Source organism: Enterobacter vonholyi (assembly GCF_040834095.1).
GTDB classification, from domain to species: Bacteria; Pseudomonadota; Gammaproteobacteria; order Enterobacterales; family Enterobacteriaceae; genus Enterobacter; species Enterobacter vonholyi.
In genome coordinates this window covers 3,692,685-3,712,793 of the sequence record NZ_CP162152.1, presented here as the reverse complement: position 1 = coordinate 3,712,793, position 20,109 = coordinate 3,692,685, and the positions used below count along the sequence as shown (strand labels likewise).

Genomic DNA, 20,109 nt, shown 5'->3' with positions numbered 1-20,109 from the left:
CGATATAAGCGAATTGCCGTAGTGTAGGTTAGCTCTTTTGCGCCTGGCAAGCTCGCTGGACGTAAGGGTTGTGATTCCCCTGGACTCTGGCGATACGGTCGTCGCGCTGGCATTCCCACTCCGTCACCGGATACTGCTTGTCCCAGGCGTTGAACAGCTGCGTCTGCTGGCGGGAGAGGTTGAGATCGTAACGGTCGCGCATATAGAAGTAGGTACGGGCAATGCTGCCGCGCGCGCGGGCAGGGGGCTCGGCGACTTTCTCTTTAAAATCAATCTTCATACCGCACTGGCCGTACTGGCCTTCGCCACCGTTCCACTGGCTGTACATGAAGTTACCCCGGTCGCCGTTCACTTCGCCCACCGCGGGCTGCAGGTTATGCATGTCGCTTTCCATCTGGCGGTAAACCGGGTCTTTGGCACAGTTTTTACGTCCGCCATCCTGCCAGCACTGGCGCTGGTGGCCAAACTGCCATGCCGGAACGACATGTTCCCATTCAATACGGCTGGCGCGGTTTTCGTTTTTACGCACCTTGTAGCCGCAGGACTCAAGGTCAACGACCCCTTTTTTACCCTGCCAGTTAATTTTACAGCCGCAGTAGAAATCGCCCGGCACATCGGCGTTCACCTTCACGCCTGCGGCCTTGGCCTGGGAAAAACTGTTGATACCGTCGGCCAGAGCATGGCCTGAGAGCGCCGTCGTCAGAAAGGCGACCGCGAGAGAAAAATTACGGGACATCTTACACTCCGTGTCAAAACGAGCCCGCAACGTAACGAATGTTGTTCCTGTATGCAATCAGTCAGATCAGGAAAGTTCCTGAAAGTTCAGATGATTATTCCGCAACCAGCGGCTCGCCGCATTTGACGCAGCGGTAGGTCGCCTCGCCGCGCACCACGCGATTATGGCGACGGACGGTAAGCTGGTGCTGCTGGCACTGACAGCGGTAGGGGAAGGTATTGCGGCGCACCGACTCCAGCTCGAACTGGTGGGTACGGCGCGCCGGAACGCCGAGCACCGCCTCCATCATCCACTTCCACTCTTTTCCGTGGGGGGCGACGCGCCCGAAGTGCTTCCACACCAGCAGATGCGCCAGCTCGTGCGGCACCACTTCATCGATAAACGCCTGCTGGTTTTCCATCATCAGCACCGGGTTAAGGCGGATCTCATACGACTCGAGCCAGGCGGTACCGGCCGAGGTGCCACGCTGCTGGTAGACGAGTTTGGGTTCAGGGTAGTTGCGCCCGAGCTTCAGGTTCGCCTGGGCGAGCTTTTCCCGCAGGCTGCGCATAACGGCCTGCTGAATGGCGATGGGGAGACGGGGTGCTTTCATAGGGGCAGAGCATAAAGCGCGAAGCGGGGAGGTGCAAGAGGCACCTCCCGAGTGAGGATTAGTCGTGGGCGCCGATTTCGCGCAGAGGACGACCTTTCATCAAATTACGTTCAATATGCTCCAGGGACACATGTTTGGTTTCTGGAACCAGCCAGATGGTCAGCACAATAAAGAAGATGTTCAGACCGGCGTAAACCCAGAAGGTGTTGGCGTTGCCCAGGGTATTGAGCATGGTCAGGAACGTTGCGCCGACGATCATGTTGGCAATCCAGTTGGTTGCGGTAGAGCAGGTGATGCCAAAATCACGTCCTTTCAGCGGCTGGATCTCAGAGCACAGCACCCAGATCAGCGGACCGGCGCTCATCGCAAACCCGACGATAAACATCAGCAGCATGCCTACCGCAAAGTACTGGGCGGTTGGGGAGTGAATGCCCACATGCATCATAGTACCGAGGACCCCCATGCCTGCCGCCATCACAAGGAAGCCTAGCGTCAGGGTTGGCTTACGTCCCCAGCGGTCCACCAGACCGATGGCGATAAAGGTCGCCAGCACGTTGGTCAGACCCACGATGACGGTCCCCCACATCTGCTCGGTGGTGTTGGTATAACCCGCCAGCTCAAAGATTTTGGGCGCGTAGTACATGATGACGTTCATCCCCGTGAACTGCTGCATCACCTGCAGCAGTACGCCGAGGAAAACGGCGCGACGGAAGTTGCTGTTCTCTTTAAACAGCGCCCAGCCGGACTGTTTGACCTTCAGGCTTTCGCGGATCTCTTCCAGCTCGTTTTTCGCTTCCGCGCTGGTATCGCGCAGGCGCATCAGCACGCGTTCTGCATCGTGGAATCGACGTTTTGCAGCAAACCAGCGAGGGCTGTCCGGCAGGAAGAAGACGCCAATCAGCAGCAGAACCGCAGGGATGATGATCACGCCGAGCATCCAGCGCCATGCGCCGCTGTAGCTAAACGCCGTATCGGAAAGGTACGCGCCCAGGATACCAATGGTGATCATCAGCTGGTACATGGAAATCATACTGCCGCGGATTTTCTCCGGCGCAATTTCAGACAGGTAAAGCGGGGCGGTATAGGACGCCACGCCCACGGCCAGACCAAGCAGCACGCGGGAAACCAGCAGGACCTCAACGTTAGGCGCTGCGGCAGAGAAGAGTGAGCCGGCAACGAACAGGATCGCGCCGATCATCAGGCTCTTTTTACGTCCGAGCTTAAAGGAGAGCCAGCCGCTGCCGACGGCCCCGACGGCCGCGCCAAACATCATTGAGCTAACCACCCACTCCTGGGTGTGAGCGCTGATCTGGAACTCTTCTGTAATGAAAGGTAATGCACCGGCAATCACGCCGATATCCAGGCCAAAAAGTAATCCTGCCAGGGCGGCGAGGAAACAGACGAAGAATGTCATCGCCTTGTTGGACGTACGCCCCTGTTTTTTATTGTCAGGCATTATGCCCTCCAGTTGGGTTATCAGTTTTATTGATGTTAAGGGTAGGTGAGCGACCCACAAAAATATGTGAGATTAATCACATAGGTGTAATCGGTTACACAGCTTTGCAACCGTAAATAAAATTAAAGCTTTGAAAATATAGAGGTAAATGAGGTGATATGCATCGCGAAAGGACACATTTCAGACTTAACTGAAAGGGAATGTAACAGCAGAAGAAAGTCGATCGTGCAAAGAGAATATTCTGAAAGCGGGGGATGTCCGGTGCGGTGTAATCGGTTCCAAATATCGCCACCCGACAAAAAAAGGCCAGCCCGAAGGCTGGCCTTTTAAAAGCGATGTCAGTCGATTACTTCAGACCGGCAGCTTCACGCAGCAGAGCGGCTTTGTCGGTTTTTTCCCATGGGAAATGTTCACGACCAAAGTGACCGTATGCAGCGGTTTCTTTGTAGATTGGGTGCAGCAGATCCAGCATCTGAATCAGGCCGTATGGACGCAGGTCGAAGAACTCGCGCACCAGCAGGGTCAGCTGTTCTGAAGGCACTTTCTCGGTACCGAAGGTTTCCACCATGATGGAGGTGGGTTCAGCCACGCCGATTGCGTAGGAGACCTGAATCTCACAGCGGTCAGCCAGGCCGGCAGCAACGATGTTTTTCGCCACATAACGTGCCGCGTACGCCGCAGAACGGTCAACTTTAGACGGATCTTTACCGGAGAACGCACCGCCACCGTGACGCGCCATGCCGCCGTAGGTATCAACGATGATTTTACGACCTGTCAGACCGCAGTCACCCATTGGGCCGCCGATAACAAAGCGTCCGGTTGGGTTGATGAAGAATTTGGTCGCAGAGCTCAGCCATTCGGTAGGCAGAACCGGCTTGATGATCTCTTCCATCACTGCTTCCTGCAGGGATTTCTGATCGATTTCTTCGGAATGCTGGGTAGACAGAACCACCGCGTCAATACCGACGATTTTGCCGTCGTCATACTGGAAGGTGACCTGGCTTTTCGCATCCGGGCGCAGCCACGGCAGGGTGCCGTTTTTACGCACTTCTGCCTGACGCTGCACCAGACGGTGTGCGTAGGTGACCGGTGCTGGCATCAGCACGTCGGTTTCGTTGGTTGCATAGCCGAACATCAGACCCTGGTCGCCCGCGCCCTGTTCCAGCGGATCGGCACGGTCAACGCCCTGGTTGATATCCGGAGACTGTTTGCCAATTGCGCTCAGTACCGCGCAGGAGTTGGCATCAAAACCCATATCAGAATGCACATAGCCGATCTCACGCACCGTGTTACGGGTGATCTCTTCGATATCAACCCATGCGCTGGTGGTGATCTCACCGCCAACCAGAACCATGCCGGTTTTGACATAGGTTTCACACGCTACGCGCGCTTTAGGATCCTGCGCCAGGATCGCATCCAGCACCGCATCGGAGATTTGGTCAGCAATTTTATCAGGATGTCCTTCTGATACGGACTCGGACGTAAACAGGTGTTTTGCCATGTTTTATTTCACCTAAGAGGAATTTGGTTAGCTCAAGCTGCTGTGTGGAATAGCCAAAGGAGATAATTCTACCAAGGCCTGCAGGTTTTTGACACTGGCAGTATGAGTGTTAATCAGTATAGATGGATTAACATCTGGATGGCTATTTTAGGTCACTTCTTCGCCCGATTTCCAGTTTTTTTTGACTAACCTCTCACTCAGTTGAAATTGCTGCTGGCAATAATTCCTGACGGCCCCGGCAACACGCGCATTTTTGTTTTGCTTTTTAGCCCCCTTCTCGGTATAAAACGCGGCGCGCGGCTCATATAAAATAAGCGCTCGATGAACTCATCGTGTCGCCACTTCCAGCCGGGTTAAGCAGTGAACTTTTAGCTTTGGCTTGGGGTCCGTTTCAGCAGAAGCGGCCGTGGAGGTGATACGAGATAATGAACCATCGTTTTCCGCTAATTCAGCGCAGCCGTTCTGGCGCGCATTTGATTCCCGCAACCCGCATTTTTAGTCTGCAAACCTGCCGATGTTATACCCATCTCGGCGCTTCTCAGGATTCCAGGGCCGGTCGCGCTTTGTGAAAACTGAACAAGGGCGCTCTTGTTAATACAAGAGTTTTCTCGTGGTTTCGCCGAACCTTGTCATACAGAGTTCGGATACGTGTTTTACAATGATATGAATAAGAAACCGGTCGCACGGTCTGGATTTCAGCATACTCTGCTGGGAAACGGAGCCGTTTATGGGTTGTTATCGCCGTATAACGCTGCGATAGTAGTCAACTGTTTTACACTTAATACAAAGAGTTGAGGTTCGCTATGTCTGACGACATGTCTTCTTTTTCGCCTTCGTCAGCGGGCGAACAGGGTGTACTACGTTCTATGCAGGAGGTTGCGATGAGCTCCGAGGAAGCCAGCAAGATGCTGCGCACTTACAATATTGCCTGGTGGGGCAATAACTATTACGACGTCAACGAACTGGGCCACATCAGCGTCTGCCCGGATCCGGACGTCCCTGAAGCGCGCGTGGATCTCGCGAAGCTGGTTAAAGCCCGTGAAGCTCAGGGCCAGCGTTTGCCTGCACTGTTCTGCTTCCCGCAGATCCTGCAACATCGCCTGCGTTCGATTAACGCCGCGTTTAAGCGCGCGCGTGAGTCCTACGGTTATAAAGGTGACTACTTCCTGGTTTACCCGATCAAGGTGAACCAGCACCGCCGCGTAATTGAATCTCTGATCCACTCCGGCGAGCCGCTGGGTCTGGAAGCCGGTTCCAAAGCTGAACTGATGGCTGTTCTGGCGCATGCGGGCATGACCCGTTCAGTGATCGTCTGTAACGGCTATAAAGACCGTGAATACATTCGTCTGGCGCTGATTGGCGAGAAGATGGGCCACAAGGTCTATCTGGTTATCGAGAAGATGACCGAAATCGCCATCGTGCTGGAAGAGGCCGAGCGTCTGAACGTGGTGCCACGCCTTGGCGTGCGTGCGCGTCTGGCGTCACAGGGTTCCGGCAAATGGCAGTCCTCCGGCGGCGAAAAATCCAAGTTCGGCCTGGCGGCAAACCAGGTACTGCAGCTGGTGGAAATCCTGCGCGAGCGCGGTCGTCTGGACAGCATTCAGCTGCTGCACTTCCACCTCGGCTCGCAGATGGCCAACATTCGCGATATTGCGACCGGCGTGCGTGAGTCAGCGCGTTTCTACGTTGAGCTGCATAAGCTTGGCGTAAATATTCAGTGCTTCGACGTGGGCGGCGGCCTGGGCGTGGACTACGAAGGGACCCGCTCGCAGTCTGACTGCTCCGTGAACTACGGCCTGAACGAATACGCGAACAACATCATCTGGGCGATCGGCGATGCCTGTGAAGAGAACGGCCTGCCGCACCCGACGGTGATCACCGAATCCGGTCGCGCGGTCACTGCGCACCATACGGTGCTGGTCTCGAACATCATCGGCGTTGAGCGCAGCGAAACCACCGAAGCGACGCCTCCGGCAGACGATGCGCCGCGTTCCCTGCAGAGCATGTGGGAAACCTGGCAGGAGATGCACGAGCCGGGCACGCGTCGTTCCCTGCGCGAATGGCTGCACGACAGCCAGATGGACCTGCACGATATTCACGTGGGCTATTCTTCAGGCACCTTCAGCCTGCAGGAGCGCGCGTGGGCGGAGCAGCTCTATCTGAACATGTGCCATGAAGTGCAGAAACAGCTCGACCCGAGCAACCGCGCGCACCGTCCGATTATCGACGAGCTGCAGGAGCGTATGGCGGATAAGATTTACGTCAACTTCTCGCTGTTCCAGTCGATGCCGGATGCCTGGGGTATCGATCAGCTGTTCCCGGTTCTGCCGCTGGAAGGGCTGAACCACGCCCCGGAACGTCGCGCGGTGCTGCTGGACATTACCTGCGATTCCGACGGTGCTATCGACCACTACGTTGACGGCGACGGCATCGCAACGACAATGCCAATGCCGGAATACGACCCGGAGAACCCGCCGATGCTGGGCTTCTTTATGGTCGGCGCGTATCAGGAGATCCTCGGCAACATGCATAACCTGTTCGGTGATACCGAAGCGGTGGACGTGTTCGTGTTCCCTGACGGCAGCGTGGAAGTTGAGCTGTCCGATGAAGGGGACACCGTGGCGGACATGCTGGAATACGTTCAGCTCGATCCGAAAACCCTGCTGACACAGTTCCGCGATCAGGTGAAAAACACCGGTCTGGACGACGCGCTCCAGCAGCAGTTCCTGGAAGAGTTTGAAGCGGGTCTGTACGGATATACGTATCTGGAAGACGAATAGTCGTTGATGCCCGGTGGCGCTGCGCTTACCGGGCCTACGAATGTAGGCCGGATAAGGCGAAGCCGCCATCCGGCAGAATGCTATACTCACTTGAACCCGTATGCATTACCGGCGATAATTCGCCCTAATAAGCGATTTACGAATCAATCCCTTCCTCGTCGGGTTTAACGACGCGGAGGGGATTTTTTTTCATCTGTTTTTAATGTATCGACTTTAAAAGAGGTCAGGACATGAGCACTTTAGGTCATCAGTACGATAACTCTCTGGTATCTAACGCGTTTGGTTTTTTACGCCTTCCGATGAACTTCCAGCCGTACGACAGCGACGCTGACTGGGTGATCACCGGCGTGCCGTTCGATATGGCGACATCTGGCCGCGCGGGTGGTCGTCACGGCCCGGCGGCGATCCGTCAGGTTTCCACTAACCTGGCCTGGGAGCACAACCGCTTCCCGTGGAACTTCGACATGCGCGAGCGCCTGAACGTGGTGGACTGCGGTGACCTGGTGTATGCCTTCGGCGACGCGCGTGAGATGAGCGAAAAGCTGCAGGCGCACGCCGAGAAGCTGCTGGCTGCCGGTAAGCGCATGCTCTCCTTCGGCGGCGACCACTTCGTGACCCTGCCGCTGCTGCGCGCCCACGCGAAGCACTTCGGTAAAATGGCGCTGGTACACTTTGATGCGCATACCGACACCTACGCGAACGGCTGTGAGTTTGACCACGGCACCATGTTCTTTACCGCGCCGAACGAAGGTCTGATCGACCCGAACCACTCCGTGCAGATCGGTATTCGCACCGAGTTCGACAAAGATAACGGCTTCACCGTGCTGGATGCGGGTCAGGTTAACGACCGCGGCGTGGATGACATCCTCGCTCAGGTGAAGCAGATTGTGGGTGATATGCCTGTCTATCTGACCTTCGACATCGACTGCCTGGATCCGGCATTTGCTCCCGGTACCGGTACGCCGGTCATCGGCGGTTTGACCTCAGATCGTGCCATCAAGCTGGTGCGCGGCCTGAAGGATCTGAACATTGTCGGGATGGACGTGGTGGAAGTGGCGCCTGCCTATGACCAGTCCGAGATCACTGCGCTGGCCGCAGCGACCCTGGCACTGGAAATGCTCTACATTCAGGCAGCTAAAAAAGGCGAATAAGCCTCGCCTGGCGTGAAAAAAAACCTCTCTATTGAGAGGTTTTTTATTGCCTTTAGAACACGTTAAACGGGTATTCCACGTAAGCGCGGATCTCGTCCCCGCCCACGTTGTACTCGCTGGCATTGCTGGAGACGCGCAGGACGGAGTAGCGCAGTTTAAGCTTCAGATCCTTAGCCGGACCATCCTGCACCTGGTACTGGATCTGGTTAAACCACTCGTGCTCTTTGCCGTTGCTGGTTTCAGAGGTTTTGATGTTATCGCCACGCACGTAGGCGGTGGTCCAGCTCAGGCCCGGTAAGCCAAGGCCGCTAAAGTCCAGACCGTAGGAAGCCTGCCATGAACGTTCATCTTCGCCGTTAAAATCTGACCAGTAGGAGTTCGCCAGCCAGATGGTGTTACCGCCGTCACCCACGCCGCCCTTGTCACGATAGCCGCCGTAGTTGTAGCCGGTGCTGCCGCTGCTCTGCTGGTACGCTACTTTGAACGTGTGAATATCCCAGATGTAGCTCGCCGCCAGGCTCCAGATAGCGTTGCTGCGGCCCGTATCGAGGCTGTCCGCGTAACCTTGATCGAGACGGGAGTTATAGCCGTTGAAGTCGAGCACCAGCTGCTGTCCGGTGCTGAACGGCTGCTTGAAGTTCAGGCCCAGGTACTGCTTGTTCATCACCTCTTCATTGTGAGAGGCGTAAAGCGCGCCGCTGAACTGGTCGTTAAACTGGTAGCTCGCGCCGCCGAAGGAGAGGCTCTTCAGCCCGCTGTCGTGGCGATCGTCACTTTTGCGCTGCTCGTCGGTGAAATAACCGGCGTTGATTTCCAGACCGTCGATCTCTTTTGAGGTCAGCATGGCGCCGGTGTAGCTTTCAAACAGCAGGCGAGAGCTGTCGGCATTGACGATAGGCAATTCAGGACGCTGATTCCCGTAGCTCAGTACGGTATTCGAGATGCGCATTTTGGCGGTTGCGCCAAACTTTGCCAGATCGGATTTTGCCCGGCCGTCGTCTTCCTGCTTAAAGAAGTCGATGCCGCCTGCGCCGCTCTTACCGCGACCGCCGTCCAGGCGCACGCCGTATTGAGCAATACCGTCCACACCAAAGCCCACCAGCCCTTCGGTATAGCCGGATGCAAACGTGGCGATGATCCCCTGACCCCATTCGGCTTTGTCCTGCTGGCCCTGATGGTAGTCGCGGCTGATATACGCATTGCGGAAAAACAGGTCCAGACGGCTGTCGTCAATAAAACCCTGGCTGTCGGATTGCTGGCTTGCAGCGGCAGGTAATGCGGCAAATAAACTTAAAGCAACTAATGATAATTCTTTTTTCACGGAGGGAACGTCTCTGTCTGGATATATTAATTTGAATAACTGCGGAGGTGATAATTACCGGAAAAAGTGACCTTTGCAATAATTATGTGACCAGACATTTCAATGCCATAGGGCAGATTTGGCGGGGCTTTCAGGGGTGTTATCGATACGTGCTGTTAAGTTAACAATTCATGCGAAATAAAAAGGAGGCAAAACTGCCTCCTTCTGAAATTATTTAATTCCGTCTGCGGCCATACGGTCGCGAATATGCTGTGCGCGTTCTTCTGAGGCCGGGTGATCGTCAAACATGGAGCTTTGGCGTCCGGCTTCCAGCTTGGCCAGTTTTTCGAAGCTGGTGGCTAAGCCTGATGGATTAATGCCGCGTTTGCGCAACAGATCGTAGGAGTAGTCATCCGCCTCGGACTCCTGACGCTGTGAGAACTGAGAGTTAACCAGCTTTTCACCCACGTCCCCAAGCTGTGACTGCGACAGGCTGCCAACGATACCGCCTGCAGAGGCCGCCGCTGCGCGGATGGCATTGGTGCCCAGGGCAACCTGCATCCCTTTCTTCACGTGGCCCAGGGCAACGTGGCCCATTTCATGGCCGATAACCGCTTCCACTTCATTGTCGGTCATCATGTCCATCAGTCCGCTGTAAACGCGGATACAGCCGTTCGCCATCGCGAAGGCGTTGACGTCTTTCGCCATGTACACCTTGTAGTTCACCGGCTGGCCGTTGATGTTGTCGCCCAGTGCGGAAGCAATCTTATTCAGACGCTGCGTGTAGGTACTGTTGGCCGGCGCAAGCGTGGCTTTTCCGTCCATATCTTTACAGGCCTGGTCGCTCAGCGCTTTCACCTGCGCATCGCTCAGGGAATAGGCCTGAAAGGCCTCTGCCCCTGACGTCATCAGACCGTTAGAATCCATATTCTGACAGCCGCTCAGCAGGAGCGTTGTACCCAGGGCCAGCACTATTGCACGCATTTTCATGAGGTTGCTTCCGTACTCGTTAATCTGAATAAAATCCGAAAAGGTCACCGTCAGCGAAGCCGGTGTCGGGCTAAGTATAAGGAATATCTACAGGGCCGGGCGAGTAGATTGCGCAACATGCGAGCATGATCCAGAGATTTCTTAAGCTGCAAAAGAATGGTCCATGTACATGGCATGCCGCTTGGGTTACATTGTTGGCACTTTTTTCCGGCGTAGCCCAAAACGCGCTGTCGTCAAGGGCATGGCCTTTAACAGTCCGATCTGGAGTTAAAATGTCCTCACGTAAAGAGCTTGCTAATGCTATTCGTGCGCTGAGCATGGACGCAGTTCAGAAAGCCAAATCCGGCCACCCAGGGGCCCCTATGGGTATGGCTGATATCGCCGAAGTCCTGTGGCGTGATTTCCTGAACCACAACCCGCAGAACCCGTCATGGGCTGACCGCGACCGCTTCGTGCTGTCCAACGGCCACGGCTCTATGCTGATCTATAGCCTGCTGCACCTCACCGGCTACGATCTGCCAATTGAAGAGCTGAAAAACTTCCGTCAGCTGCACTCCAAAACTCCAGGTCACCCGGAAGTGGGCTACACCGCTGGCGTAGAAACCACCACCGGCCCGCTGGGTCAGGGTATTGCTAACGCCGTGGGTATGGCGATTGCAGAGAAGACCCTGGCGGCGCAGTTCAACCGTCCTGGTCACGACATCGTTGACCACTTCACCTACGCGTTCATGGGCGACGGCTGCATGATGGAAGGCATTTCTCACGAAGTGTGTTCCCTGGCAGGTACCCTGAAGCTGGGTAAACTGGTTGCGTTCTATGACGACAACGGTATCTCCATCGACGGTCACGTTGAAGGCTGGTTCACCGACGACACCGCAGCACGTTTCGAAGCCTACGGCTGGCACGTTGTGCGTGGCGTTGATGGTCACGATGCTGACTCGATTAAACGTGCAGTAGAAGAAGCGCGCGCGGTGACGGACAAGCCGTCCCTGCTGATGTGCAAAACCATCATCGGCTTCGGTTCACCGAACAAAGCGGGTACGCACGACTCCCACGGTGCGCCGCTGGGCGATGCAGAAATCGCACTGACCCGCGAAGCGCTGGGCTGGAAAGACCCTGCATTTGAAATCCCATCCGAGATCTACGCTCAGTGGGATGCAAAAGAAGTAGGCCAGGCGAAAGAAGCGGCCTGGAACGAGAAGTTCGCTGCTTACGCGAAAGCCTTCCCACAGGAAGCGGCTGAATTCACCCGTCGTATGAAAGGTGACATGCCGTCTGACTTCGACGCGAAAGCGAACGAGTTTATCGCTAAGCTGCAGGCGAACCCGTCTAAAATCGCGAGCCGTAAAGCGTCTCAGAATGCGATTGAAGCGTTCGGCCCATGGCTGCCAGAATTCCTGGGCGGCTCCGCTGACCTGGCGCCATCTAACCTGACCCTGTGGTCTGGTTCTAAGCCAATCAACGAAGATACTGCCGGTAACTATATCCATTACGGTGTACGTGAATTCGGTATGACCGCGATTGCCAACGGTATCTCCCTGCACGGTGGTTTCCTGCCGTACACCTCTACCTTCCTGATGTTCGTTGAATATGCCCGTAACGCCGTGCGTATGGCGGCGCTGATGAAACAGCGTCAGGTGATGGTCTACACCCACGACTCCATCGGTCTGGGCGAAGACGGTCCAACTCACCAGCCGGTAGAGCAGGTGGCTTCCCTGCGCGTGACCCCGAACATGAGCACATGGCGTCCATGTGACCAGGTTGAATCCGCGGTGGCGTGGAAATACGGCGTTGAGCGTCAGGACGGTCCAACCGCGCTGATCCTCTCCCGTCAGAACCTGGCGCAGCAGGAGCGTACCCCTGAGCAGCTGGCGAACATCGCTCGCGGTGGTTACGTGCTGAAAGATTGCGCGGGCCAGCCTGAGCTGATCTTCATCGCTACCGGTTCTGAAGTTGAGCTGGCTGTTGCCGCATGGGAAAAACTGACTGCCGAAGGCGTGAAGGCGCGCGTGGTCTCCATGCCGTCTACCGATGCGTTTGACAAGCAGGATGCCGCTTACCGTGAATCCGTTCTGCCTAAAGCGGTTTCCGCGCGTGTGGCAGTGGAAGCGGGTATCGCTGACTACTGGTTCAAATACGTGGGCCTGAACGGTGCCATCGTCGGTATGACCACCTTCGGTGAGTCTGCTCCGGCAGAGCAGCTGTTCGAAGAGTTCGGCTTCACCGTTGAGAACGTTGTCGCGAAAGCGAAAGAACTGCTGTAATCGCCGTTTTGCCCGGTGGCGCTACGCTTACCGGGTCTACAAATGGCTCGAAAGTAGGCCGGGTAAGCGCTAGCGCGCCACCCGGCTTTTTTTGCGTCATTATTCCACCTAAAATGTGACGCAAGTCATATAGCTCGCTTATTCATCTGGACAGACATTCCTTTTATTCCCCGATTCGCTTATTCTTGCTGAAGCGTTTCAGTCGATTAAATGTTCGACAATTGACCAATCAATCGCAGTTTGTGACAGCAAGGATTCCCCTTCGGGCGTAGCTGGATTACTCTTTCAGCCACCTCAAACTCAGGGATTGCTTTGCAGGAGATCTATGACCGTACGCGTAGCGATTAATGGCTTCGGTCGCATCGGGCGTAACGTGGTTCGTGCTTTGTATGAATCCGGACGTCGGGCGGAAATAACCGTGGTGGCAATCAATGAACTGGCGGATGCTGCGGGCATGGCGCATTTATTGAAGTATGACACCAGCCACGGACGTTTCGCCTGGGATGTGCGCCAGGAAAGAGATCTGCTTTTTGTGGGTGATGACGCTATTCGTGTTCTGCATGAGAACAGCATTTCCGGGCTACCCTGGCGTGAACTGGGTGTGGATGTCGTGCTTGACTGTACCGGTGTTTATGGCAACCGCGAACACGGCGAAGCGCATCTGGCTGCAGGCGCGAAAAAAGTCCTGTTTTCTCATCCCGGCAGTAATGACCTCGACGCGACAGTCGTGTTTGGCGTCAACCAGCATGAGCTGCAGGCCGAACACCGCATTGTTTCCAACGCCTCCTGTACCACCAACTGCATTATTCCGGTCATCAAACTTTTAGACGATGCGTATGGCATTGAATCCGGCACCGTGACCACGATTCATTCCGCAATGCACGATCAGCAGGTTATCGACGCCTACCATCCGGATTTACGACGCACTCGCGCGGCGAGCCAGTCAATTATTCCGGTAGATACGAAACTGGCGGCAGGGATCACCCGAATTTTTCCGCAGTTTAATGACAGGTTTGAAGCGATTGCCGTGCGTGTTCCGACGATTAACGTTACCGCAATCGACCTTAGCGTGACGGTAAAAAAACCTGTAAAAGCCTGTGAAGTCAACCTGTTGCTGCAAAAAGCGGCACAGGGGGCATTTCATGGTATAGTTGACTATACGGAATTACCGTTGGTCTCAGTAGATTTTAACCACGACCCGCACAGCGCCATCGTCGATGGTACGCAAACGAGAGTCAGTGGGGCACACCTTATCAAGACGCTGGTCTGGTGTGATAACGAATGGGGCTTTGCTAACCGAATGCTCGACACCACGTTAGCAATGGCCGCTCAAGGTTTCAGGTAAGACGCATCGTGCGTCTGCAAAACTTTAAGAATCAACGAGAGGATTCACCATGTCTGTAATTAAGATGACCGATCTGGATCTGGCTGGTAAACGCGTTTTCATCCGTGCCGATCTGAACGTACCGGTTAAAGATGGCAAAGTGACCAGCGACGCGCGTATCCGTGCATCTCTGCCAACCATCGAACTGGCTCTGAAGCAGGGCGCGAAAGTGATGGTCACCTCCCACCTGGGTCGTCCAACTGAAGGCGAGTACAACGAAGAGTTCTCTCTGCTGCCAGTGGTTAATTACCTGAAAGACAAACTGTCCAACCCGGTTCGCCTGGTAAAAGATTACCTGGACGGCGTTGAAGTGGCTGCCGGTGAACTGGTTGTTCTGGAAAACGTTCGCTTCAACAAAGGCGAGAAGAAAGACGACGAAACCCTGTCCAAAAAATACGCTGCACTGTGCGACGTATTCGTGATGGATGCCTTCGGTACTGCTCACCGTGCACAGGCGTCAACCCACGGTATCGGTAAATTCGCAGACGTAGCGTGTGCCGGTCCTCTGCTGGCTGACGAACTGGAAGCGCTGGGTAAAGCACTGAAAGAACCAGCTCGTCCGATGGTGGCTATCGTTGGTGGTTCTAAAGTTTCTACCAAACTGACCGTTCTGGATTCCCTGTCTAAAATCGCTGACCAGCTGATCGTTGGCGGTGGTATCGCGAATACCTTCGTTGCCGCTCAGGGCCACAACGTCGGTAAATCCCTGTACGAAGCAGACCTGGTTGACGAAGCCAAACGCCTGCTGGGTACCTGTGATATCCCGGTTCCAACTGACGTTCGCGTCGCGACCGAGTTCTCCGAAACCGCAACCGCGACCCTGAAATCTGTAAACGACATCAAAGACGAAGAGCAGATTCTGGACCTGGGTGACGTTTCTGCACAGAAACTGGCTGAAATCCTCAAAAACGCAAAAACTATCCTGTGGAACGGTCCTGTTGGCGTGTTCGAATTCCCGAACTTCCGCAAAGGTACTGAAATCGTTGCTAACGCTATCGCAGACAGCGAAGCGTTCTCTATCGCAGGCGGTGGTGACACCCTGGCAGCAATCGACCTGTTCGGTATCGCTGACAAGATCTCCTACATCTCCACTGGCGGCGGTGCATTCCTCGAATTCGTGGAAGGCAAAGTACTGCCAGCAGTAGCAATGCTCGAAGAGCGCGCTAAGAAGTAAGCCATTCAAGGGCAGGGAAACCTGCCCAATTTTCAGCGCGCTTTTAAGAGCTCGCACCTTTTCTAACGGCCGAAGATACAGGACTAAGCAACATGTCTAAAATTTTTGATTTCGTAAAACCTGGCGTTATCACTGGTGATGACGTACAGAAAGTGTTCCAGGTAGCTAAAGAAAACAACTTTGCTCTGCCAGCAGTTAACTGCGTGGGTACCGACTCCATCAACGCCGTACTGGAAACTGCTGCTAAAGTTAAAGCTCCAGTTATCGTTCAGTTCTCTAACGGCGGCGCTGCGTTCATCGCAGGTAAAGGCGTGAAAACTGACATTCCTCAGGGTGCTGCAATCCTGGGCGCTATCTCTGGTGCGCACCACGTTCACCAGATGGCTGAACACTACGGTGTTCCAGTTATCCTGCACACTGACCACTGCGCGAAGAAACTGCTGCCGTGGATCGACGGTCTGCTGGACGCGGGTGAAAAACACTTCGCGGCAACCGGTAAGCCACTGTTCTCTTCTCACATGATCGACCTGTCTGAAGAGTCACTGCACGAAAACATCGAAATCTGCTCTAAGTACCTGGCACGCATGGCCAAAATGGACATGACCCTGGAAATCGAACTGGGCTGCACCGGCGGTGAAGAAGACGGCGTGGACAACAGCCACATGGACGCTTCTGCCCTGTACACCCAGCCAGAAGACGTTGATTACGCTTACACCGAGCTGAGCAAAATCAGCCCACGCTTCACCATTGCAGCGTCCTTCGGTAACGTACACGGCGTTTACAAACCAGGTAACGTGGTTCTGACCCCAACCATCCTGCGTGATTCTCAGGAATACGTGTCTAAGAAACACAACCTGCCGCACAACAGCCTGAACTTCGTCTTCCACGGCGGTTCAGGTTCTTCTGCTCAGGAAATCAAAGACTCCGTAAGCTACGGCGTTGTGAAAATGAACATCGATACCGATACCCAGTGGGCAACCTGGGACGGTATCCTGCAGTACTACAAAGCGAACGAAGCTTACCTGCAGGGCCAGCTGGGCAACCCGAAAGGCGAAGACCAGCCGAACAAGAAATACTACGATCCACGCGTATGGCTGCGCGCTGCTCAGACGTCCATGGTGACCCGTCTGGAGCAGGCTTTCAAAGAACTGAACGCGATCGACGTTCTGTAATTTGAGCAGCTAACAGCATCAGAAGGCCCGCAAATGCGGGCCTTTTTTTATGCTTTTTCAATACCCTGCCAGACCTGTTTTTGTGATCTGTTTGGCAAACCCGGCGCTTTTTGTTTACCCTTTACGAACCTGCCTGTCTCCATGGGGGATGGATTTTGTGTTTTGGTTTAACAAAAGGAAGAATAAATGGAACAACTCGATGTTGTAGACAGCATCAATAACGCCGGTAACTGGCTGGTACGCAACCAGGCGCTATTGCTGAGCTATGCAGTGAACATCGTCGCGGCGATTGCCATCATCATCGTCGGGATGATCGTGGCGCGTATCGTATCGAACGCGGTTAACCGCGTGATGCTGGCCCGTCACATTGACGCCACGGTGGCTGACTTCCTCTCAGCACTGGTGCGCTACGGCGTCATCGCCTTTACGCTGATTGCGGCGCTGGGCCGTGTGGGCGTGCAGACCGCCTCCGTCATCGCCGTTCTCGGTGCCGCCGGTCTGGCCATTGGTCTGGCGCTGCAGGGCTCGCTTTCAAACCTGGCGGCAGGCGTGCTGCTGGTCACCTTCCGTCCGTTCCGCTCCGGCGAGTACGTTGACCTGGGCGGCATTGCCGGAACCGTGCTGCAGGTGCAGATTTTCTCAACCACTATGCGTACCGTTGATGGCCGCATTGTGGTCGTGCCGAACGGGAAAATCATTGCAGGCAACATTATTAACTTCTCCCGTGAACCGGTGCGTCGTAACGAACTGATTATCAGCGTGGCGTATGACTCCGATATCGATCAGGTGAAGTCGCTGATTACTAATATCATTGCTTCAGACGATCGCATTCTGAAAGACAAAGAGCAGACGGTTCGCCTGAACGAACTCGGTGCTTCCTCCATTAACTTTGTGGTGCGCATCTGGAGCAAAAGCAGCGATCTGCAAAACGTGTACTGGGACGTGCTGGAACGCATTAAGCGCGACTTCGATGCCAACGGCATCAGCTTCCCGTACCCGCAGATGGACGTAAACGTCAAAAAAGTCAAAGAAGCAGAATAACTTCTCCCGCAGGCCCGGTAAGCGCAAGCGCCACCGGGCTTTACTTTCATAAGCTCCGCTAATACCCAATTAATATTATCCATTTCCTCTAATGTGATTCGCGCAGTATAGTCAGCCTCCAGAACAACACTGCGAGAAAATCGTCATGCTATCTTATTATTTTCAAGGGCTTGCCTTAGGTGCGGCCATGATCCTTCCGCTCGGCCCGCAAAATGCATTCGTGATGAATCAGGGCATCCGCCGTCATTACCATCTGATGATTGCCCTGCTGTGCGCGGTAAGTGATTTACTGCTGATCTGCGCCGGGATTTTTGGCGGTAGCGCGCTTCTGATGCAGTCTCCGTGGCTGCTGGCGCTGGTTACCTGGGGCGGCGTGGCGTTTCTGCTCTGGTACGGTTTTGGTGCCCTGAAAACGGCGATGAGCAGCAACCTCGAGCTGGCGAGCGCGGAGGTCATGAAGCAGGGCCGCTGGAAGATTATCGTCACCATGCTGGCGGTCACCTGGCTTAATCCGCATGTTTATCTCGACACCTTTGTGGTGCTGGGCAGCCTGGGCGGACAGCTGGACGTTGAGCCAAAGCGCTGGTTTGCGCTCGGTACGATCAGCGCCTCTTTCCTGTGGTTCTTCGGTCTCGCCATTCTGGCGGCATGGCTGGCGCCCCGCCTGCGTACGGCCAAAGCCCAGCGCATCATTAATACCCTGGTCGGCCTGGTGATGTGGTTTATCGCTTTCCAACTGGCGAAAGAGGGGATTCATCATGTCCAGGAATTGTTCAACTAATCCTTGTCTTATGGACAACTGAACAAGACCCGCTAAGCTTGCTGGCATGCGCCCTGTTAATGGGCACTCTTCGCAACATGGAGGAATAACAGTGAAGTTTAAGGTGATGGCCCTGGCGGCATTAGTAAGTTTCGGTGCGGTGTCGGTGCAGGCAAGTGAACTGCCGGATGGCCCGCACATCGTCACTTCAGGCACCGCAAGCGTGGACGCGGTACCCGATGTTGCAACCCTGGCAATTGAGGTGAATGTGGCGGCGAAAGATGCGGCGACGGCTAAGAAGCAGGCTGACGATCGCGTTGCGCAATATCTCTCTTTCCTCGAGCAGAACGGTGTCGGTAAAAAAGATATCAACTCTGCGAACCTGCGTACTCAACCCGATTATGACTATCAGAATGGCAAAAGCATCCTGAAGGGCTACCGCGCCGTGCGTACCGTCGAAGTGACCGTGCGTCAGCTGGATAAGCTTAACTCGCTGCTGGACGGTGCGTTAAAGGCAGGTCTGAACGAAATTCGTTCCGTGTCGCTGGGCGTTGCGCAACCGGAAAAATATAAAGACGAAGCGCGTAAAGCGGCTATTGATGATGCCATTCACCAGGCGGAACAGCTGGCTTCTGGCTTTAAGAGCAAGCTCGGCCCGGTTTATAGCGTGCGTTACCACGTCTCTAACTACCAGCCAAGCCCGATGGTTCGTATGATGAAGGCTGATGCAGCGCCGGTATCCGCTCAGGAAACTTACGAGCAGCCAACCATTCAGTTCGACGATCAGGTAGATGTGGTGTTCCAGCTGGAACCAGTTGCAGCACAGCCGAAACCTGCTCAGTAATCTGTAGGCCGGGTAAGGCGTAGCCTCCACCCGGCTTTTCTTTTTAATCCTGTCTCAACACCTTATGCCCGTATGCCAGCAGCGCGTCGGTGACGTTGCGCATCATACGGCTTTCCGGCGCAAAACGGTGCCAGTAGAGCATCCGGCGCTGATACAGCCCCGGCGTCAGGTCAATCAGCTCACCGCTTTTCAACTCTTTCTCAATCTGCAGGTGTGGGATCATGCAGCAGGTGGTGCCCTGGCGCGCAAGCTGCACGAAGGCTTCAGACGAGTTGACGATATGGCACGGCACGCTGCCAGGCGGCAGATCGAAGTTTTGCTGCAGGAACGCCTGATGCATATCGTCCAGATGGTCGAACGCCACGGCAGGGGCTTTCAGCAGCGCGGCGCGGGTGACGCCGTTGGGGAAGTAGCGCTCGGCAAAGGCTTTTGACCCCACAAACAGGTAGTCCAGTGCGCCCAGCTGATCGACAAGACAGCTTGGCAGCGCCTGAGGCTGAATACTGACGGCCCCAACCACTTCACCGCGACGCAGGCGCTCCTGGGTTCGGGTTTCATCTTCAACCTGTAAGTTCAGGCGGATAGGGGAATCTGCTAATACCGGCGCAAGAGCCGGCAGCAGCCAGGTTGCCAGACTGTCGGCGTTGACCGCCAGAGAGAGCAGCAGCGGCGTAGAGCCCGTTTGTTCGTCACCCAGCCACTCGTCTTCCAGCAGTTCAACCTGGCGCAGCAGGGCGAGGAGTTTTTGCCCTTGCTCGGTTGGACGTGGCGGCACGGTACGCACCAGCAGCGGCTGGCCGAACATGTTTTCAAGCTGTTTTATACGCTGTGATACGGCGGACTGGGTGATGCAAAGCTTTTGCGCCGCGCGCTCAAAACCTCGTTCACGAATAACTGCATCAAGTGCCTGTAGTGTTCTGTAGTCCGGACGTTTCATTGCTCTGGCTGACTCCTTAATTTTGCT

The 20,109-nt window shown here is 55.1% G+C and carries 17 protein-coding genes and 1 pseudogene; 11 read left to right on the top strand and 7 right to left on the bottom strand.

Going from position 1 to position 20,109, the window contains the following annotated elements; all coding sequences use genetic code 11:
* Positions 1 to 28 precede the first annotated feature (28 nt).
* The 4 genes from endA to metK all read right to left on the bottom strand — a co-directional run bounded on the left by endA (position 29) and on the right by metK (position 4,285).
* A complete protein-coding gene (gene endA / locus AB3N39_RS17335; protein WP_115876242.1) occupies positions 29 to 736 on the bottom strand; it encodes a deoxyribonuclease I in 708 nt (235 codons plus the stop codon).
* 94 nt (positions 737 to 830) lie between these two features.
* Positions 831 to 1,328 (bottom strand): SprT family zinc-dependent metalloprotease, encoded by a 498-nt coding sequence (locus tag AB3N39_RS17330; protein ID WP_021242073.1) that lies wholly within the window; start codon positions 1,326 to 1,328, stop codon positions 831 to 833.
* A 58-nt stretch (positions 1,329 to 1,386) separates the two neighbouring features.
* Positions 1,387 to 2,784: a galactose/proton symporter gene (galP, locus tag AB3N39_RS17325; protein ID WP_111963220.1), complete on the bottom strand. Its 1,398-nt coding sequence runs from the start codon at positions 2,782 to 2,784 to the stop codon at positions 1,387 to 1,389.
* Positions 2,785 to 3,130: 346 nt separating this feature from the next.
* Positions 3,131 to 4,285: a methionine adenosyltransferase gene (gene metK, locus AB3N39_RS17320; RefSeq protein ID WP_014885184.1), complete on the bottom strand. Its 1,155-nt coding sequence runs from the start codon at positions 4,283 to 4,285 to the stop codon at positions 3,131 to 3,133.
* Positions 4,286 to 4,764: 479 nt separating this feature from the next.
* Between metK and AB3N39_RS17315 the strand changes: the two are divergent.
* From AB3N39_RS17315 to speB, 4 genes and pseudogenes are all read left to right on the top strand, one after another.
* A pseudogene (locus tag AB3N39_RS17315) lies at positions 4,765 to 4,854 on the top strand (hypothetical protein); the annotation flags it as partial.
* 94 nt (positions 4,855 to 4,948) lie between these two features.
* Positions 4,949 to 5,080, top strand: a complete 132-nt coding sequence (yqgB, locus tag AB3N39_RS17310) for an acid stress response protein YqgB (protein ID WP_127312443.1) — start codon at positions 4,949 to 4,951, stop codon at positions 5,078 to 5,080.
* An 8-nt stretch (positions 5,081 to 5,088) separates the two neighbouring features.
* Positions 5,089 to 7,065 (top strand): biosynthetic arginine decarboxylase, encoded by a 1,977-nt coding sequence (speA, locus tag AB3N39_RS17305; protein ID WP_008499744.1) that lies wholly within the window; start codon positions 5,089 to 5,091, stop codon positions 7,063 to 7,065.
* A 230-nt stretch (positions 7,066 to 7,295) separates the two neighbouring features.
* Positions 7,296 to 8,216, top strand: a complete 921-nt coding sequence (gene speB / locus AB3N39_RS17300) for an agmatinase (protein WP_008499737.1) — start codon at positions 7,296 to 7,298, stop codon at positions 8,214 to 8,216.
* Between the two features lie 52 nt (positions 8,217 to 8,268).
* On the opposite strand, the gene AB3N39_RS17295 is transcribed toward speB, so the two are convergent.
* Positions 8,269 to 9,537, bottom strand: coding sequence for an OprD family outer membrane porin (locus tag AB3N39_RS17295; RefSeq protein ID WP_143345515.1), 1,269 nt, complete (start codon positions 9,535 to 9,537; stop codon positions 8,269 to 8,271).
* Positions 9,538 to 9,747: 210 nt separating this feature from the next.
* On the bottom strand, positions 9,748 to 10,506 hold the full coding sequence (locus tag AB3N39_RS17290) for a M48 family metallopeptidase (protein WP_021242066.1): 759 nt from the start codon (positions 10,504 to 10,506) through the stop codon (positions 9,748 to 9,750).
* Between the two features lie 272 nt (positions 10,507 to 10,778).
* On the opposite strand from AB3N39_RS17290, the gene tkt reads away from it, so the two are divergent.
* The 7 genes from tkt (at position 10,779) to AB3N39_RS17255 (ending at position 19,145) form a co-directional block, all read left to right on the top strand.
* Positions 10,779 to 12,770, top strand: a complete 1,992-nt coding sequence (gene tkt / locus AB3N39_RS17285; RefSeq protein ID WP_348943130.1) for a transketolase — start codon at positions 10,779 to 10,781, stop codon at positions 12,768 to 12,770.
* A gap of 325 nt (positions 12,771 to 13,095) precedes the next feature.
* On the top strand, positions 13,096 to 14,115 hold the full coding sequence (gene epd / locus AB3N39_RS17280; RefSeq protein WP_115876238.1) for an erythrose-4-phosphate dehydrogenase: 1,020 nt from the start codon (positions 13,096 to 13,098) through the stop codon (positions 14,113 to 14,115).
* A 49-nt stretch (positions 14,116 to 14,164) separates the two neighbouring features.
* Complete coding sequence (pgk, locus tag AB3N39_RS17275; protein ID WP_023309116.1) at positions 14,165 to 15,328, top strand: phosphoglycerate kinase; 1,164 nt, start codon at positions 14,165 to 14,167, stop codon at positions 15,326 to 15,328.
* A 92-nt stretch (positions 15,329 to 15,420) separates the two neighbouring features.
* The gene (gene fbaA / locus AB3N39_RS17270) at positions 15,421 to 16,500 is read left to right on the top strand and encodes a class II fructose-bisphosphate aldolase (protein WP_008499731.1); all 1,080 of its coding nucleotides are present in this window, start codon (positions 15,421 to 15,423) and stop codon (positions 16,498 to 16,500) included.
* A 186-nt stretch (positions 16,501 to 16,686) separates the two neighbouring features.
* Positions 16,687 to 17,541 carry a small-conductance mechanosensitive channel MscS gene (locus AB3N39_RS17265; protein ID WP_111963216.1) on the top strand — a complete coding sequence of 285 codons (855 nt, stop codon included), beginning with the start codon at positions 16,687 to 16,689 and terminating at the stop codon, positions 17,539 to 17,541.
* A 145-nt stretch (positions 17,542 to 17,686) separates the two neighbouring features.
* Positions 17,687 to 18,322 (top strand): arginine exporter ArgO, encoded by a 636-nt coding sequence (gene argO, locus AB3N39_RS17260; protein WP_133295118.1) that lies wholly within the window; start codon positions 17,687 to 17,689, stop codon positions 18,320 to 18,322.
* Between the two features lie 91 nt (positions 18,323 to 18,413).
* Positions 18,414 to 19,145, top strand: coding sequence for an oxidative stress defense protein (locus tag AB3N39_RS17255; protein ID WP_008499728.1), 732 nt, complete (start codon positions 18,414 to 18,416; stop codon positions 19,143 to 19,145).
* A 43-nt stretch (positions 19,146 to 19,188) separates the two neighbouring features.
* Here AB3N39_RS17255 and argP read toward each other — a convergent pair whose 3' ends face one another.
* Positions 19,189 to 20,082 (bottom strand): DNA-binding transcriptional regulator ArgP, encoded by an 894-nt coding sequence (argP, locus tag AB3N39_RS17250; protein ID WP_008499727.1) that lies wholly within the window; start codon positions 20,080 to 20,082, stop codon positions 19,189 to 19,191.
* Positions 20,083 to 20,109: the final 27 nt, after the last annotated feature.

Coding starts and splice junctions, on each gene's coding strand:
- endA (WP_115876242.1), bottom strand. CDS start 736: ATGTCCCGTAATTTTTCTCTCGCGGTCGCCTTTCTGACGACGGCGCTC.
- AB3N39_RS17330 (WP_021242073.1), bottom strand. CDS start 1,328: ATGAAAGCACCCCGTCTCCCCATCGCCATTCAGCAGGCCGTTATGCGC.
- galP (WP_111963220.1), bottom strand. CDS start 2,784: ATGCCTGACAATAAAAAACAGGGGCGTACGTCCAACAAGGCGATGACA.
- metK (WP_014885184.1), bottom strand. CDS start 4,285: ATGGCAAAACACCTGTTTACGTCCGAGTCCGTATCAGAAGGACATCCT.
- yqgB (WP_127312443.1), top strand. CDS start 4,949: ATGAATAAGAAACCGGTCGCACGGTCTGGATTTCAGCATACTCTGCTG.
- speA (WP_008499744.1), top strand. CDS start 5,089: ATGTCTGACGACATGTCTTCTTTTTCGCCTTCGTCAGCGGGCGAACAG.
- speB (WP_008499737.1), top strand. CDS start 7,296: ATGAGCACTTTAGGTCATCAGTACGATAACTCTCTGGTATCTAACGCG.
- AB3N39_RS17290 (WP_021242066.1), bottom strand. CDS start 10,506: ATGAAAATGCGTGCAATAGTGCTGGCCCTGGGTACAACGCTCCTGCTG.
- tkt (WP_348943130.1), top strand. CDS start 10,779: ATGTCCTCACGTAAAGAGCTTGCTAATGCTATTCGTGCGCTGAGCATG.
- epd (WP_115876238.1), top strand. CDS start 13,096: ATGACCGTACGCGTAGCGATTAATGGCTTCGGTCGCATCGGGCGTAAC.
- pgk (WP_023309116.1), top strand. CDS start 14,165: ATGTCTGTAATTAAGATGACCGATCTGGATCTGGCTGGTAAACGCGTT.
- fbaA (WP_008499731.1), top strand. CDS start 15,421: ATGTCTAAAATTTTTGATTTCGTAAAACCTGGCGTTATCACTGGTGAT.
- AB3N39_RS17265 (WP_111963216.1), top strand. CDS start 16,687: ATGGAACAACTCGATGTTGTAGACAGCATCAATAACGCCGGTAACTGG.
- argO (WP_133295118.1), top strand. CDS start 17,687: ATGCTATCTTATTATTTTCAAGGGCTTGCCTTAGGTGCGGCCATGATC.
- argP (WP_008499727.1), bottom strand. CDS start 20,082: ATGAAACGTCCGGACTACAGAACACTACAGGCACTTGATGCAGTTATT.